1 protein-coding gene and 1 pseudogene are annotated in these 2,443 nt (G+C 74.7%); both read left to right on the plus strand.

The genetic code is table 11. The features are described 5' to 3' along the window. Positions 1-967 (plus strand): annotated as a pseudogene (locus tag GA0115240_RS17140) (PD40 domain-containing protein); the annotation flags it as partial. A 213-nt stretch (positions 968-1,180) separates the two neighbouring features. Further along, a complete protein-coding gene (locus GA0115240_RS17145) occupies positions 1,181-2,383 on the plus strand; it encodes a glycosyltransferase (RefSeq protein WP_202451456.1) in 1,203 nt (400 codons plus the stop codon). Positions 2,384-2,443: the final 60 nt, after the last annotated feature.

Genomic DNA, 2,443 nt, shown 5'->3' on the forward strand with positions numbered 1-2,443 from the left:
GGTGGCGCAACCCTGGTCCGACGGCGCCGGCCACGGCGGCCGTGCGGCGGGCGCGGCGAAGACAGGCGCGACCACAGGTACCGCCACGGGCGCGACGGGCGCCTCCCGATCGGCCGCCGCGGGCGGCTCCTCGGGCTCCTCCTTCCCGACCCAGCCGCTCCTGGTCCGTGCGGACACCGCGCCCGGCTGGCCGTCGCACTGCCACGGGGTGATCGCGGTCCGGGCCGCGGACCGGGACGATCCGCGCCGGATCGTCCCCGGCGGCACCTGCGACGAGTTGCCGGTCTGGGCACCGGACCGCGCCACCTTCGCCTTCACCCGCGCCGGGGCGTCGTCCACCGCGGTGTGGGTCGCGAACGCGGACGGCTCCGACCCGCACGAGGTCGCGCCGATCTCCGGCGGCAAGGTCTCCTGGTCGCCCGACGGCACCCGGCTGGCCGTGACCCGGGTCACCGGCGGGGTCTCGCGGATCTACACGGTGAGCGTCTCGGACGGCTCCGCCCAGCCGGTCACCAGCGGCACCGAGGACGTCAAGGACCCCGCGTGGTCGCCGGACGGCACGCGGCTCGCGGTGTGCATCCAGGCGGCACCGGGCCTGTGGCAGATCAACCTGGTGAAACTCGCCGATCCGGGCGCCGCGCCGGTCCGGATCACCCACGGCGCCGCGCGCGCGACCACTCCGGCGTGGTCGCCGGACGGCTCCCGGCTCGCCTACACCTACGGCAAGCCCCTGGTCGGCGACCAGGGCGACATCCGGGTGGTCGGGGCGGACGGCACCGGTGACCGCCCGCTGGCCGCCAGCGGCGACGAGGAGATGGACCCGACCTGGTCGCCGGACGGGGCGTGGGTGGCCTATGTGCGCGGCCCGGTGGGCACTCCGGCGGTGTGGGCGGTCCGCGCCGACGGGACGGGGGCGCGGAAACTGACCACCGGCAGCCTCCCGGAGGGCCACCCTTCCTGGAGCTGAGACGGCGGCCGGAACCGGGCCGTGAACGGGCCCGGGAACGGCACCCGGACCGGGGCCGGGACGGGAAAAGCAGCCGCGTAACGTTTCGCGTCCTTGTCGGCAATAAGGAATTCACACGGCGTCAAGTTTCGAATGCTCCGATCGCGGCTAACCCGCTGCTCAAGGGGGTTCCGTAAATTTCCCGCCAGCGCGGGACGGCGATAGGTGCGCGTCATGGGCGAACTTCGTGTGCTGTCGGTCTACGAAGGCTTCTTTTCCGGTGGAGCCCGCATTCTGCACAGCGATGTGATTCTCGGTCTGCACGGCAGTGCGCAGGAACACGCGGTATTGAGCATGCAGGGCGAAGTGCACCGGGAAGCCACCCGGCAGCGCATGGAGGACGACGCCTGTTACCGGGGCCTGACCGGCGCCGGTGTGCCGGTCACCGCGCTGCGGCACGGGCCGGGGGCCGGCCCCGAGGAGTTCAGCGCGGCCGAACTGGCCGCCACCGCGCGGGCGACGGCCGCCGCGGACGTGGTGCTGTCGCTCAAGGAACAGCCGCTGGCGCTGCTCAACCAGGCGGGCCTGCCGCTGCGGCCGGTGGTGGTGTGCCTGCACCGGTCCGACCCGGAGAACCAGGGTCCGGCCCTGGACTCGCTGCTGGCGGCGGTCGAGGCGGGCCGGCTGCGGGCCGGTGTGTGCTGCGCGGAGTCGACGCGGGCGGCCTACGCGGCGGCCGGCGTCCCGGCCGAATTGCTGCGGGTGATCCCCAACGGGGTGGATCTGCTGCGCTTCCGCCCGGACCCGGCCCGGCGGGCCCAGGGCCGGGCGGCACTGGGGATCATGGCGGAGGCGCCCGTGGTGGTCTTCGCCGCCCGGTACGCCGGGATGAAGAACGTGCCGCTGTTCCTGCGGGCGGCCCGGCAGTTCCTGCGGCAGGAGCCACGCGGCCACGTGGTGATGTGCGGCGCCGGCATGACCGGGGCCAATCCCGAACTGCGGGCGGACATCGAGGCGGCGCTCGGCGACGAGCCGTGGCTCGGCGAGCGGATGTCGCTGCTCGGGGTGCGCTACGACATGGAGGCGGTGTACGCCGCCGCCGACGTGGTGTCGCTCACCTCGTCGTCCGGTGAGGCGGCGCCGCTGTGCCTGATCGAGGGCATGATGTGCGGGGCGGTGCCGGTGACCACCGATGTGGGTGACAGTGCCGCGCTCGTCGAGGGGCACGGACTGGTCACCCCGCCGGAGCCGGGGGCGATCGCGGCGGCCTGGCGTGAGGCGGCGGCCCGCGCCGCCGACTTCGCCCCGGCCCTGGAACTCAGCCGTGAGCGCTTCAGCCGCACCCGGATGATCGCCGCCTACGGGACGCTGATCGAACAGGTCCACCACGGCCTGGCCCCGGCACCCGCCCCGGCGGCGGTCCGGGAGCCGTTCTAGGGCTCTCGACGCCGCGTCGGGCAGCATCGGTCGGGGCCGCGCCGAGCGGCTCCGGCCGGC

The organism is Streptomyces sp. DvalAA-14 (assembly GCF_900091855.1).
GTDB lineage: Bacteria > Actinomycetota > Actinomycetes > Streptomycetales > Streptomycetaceae > Actinacidiphila.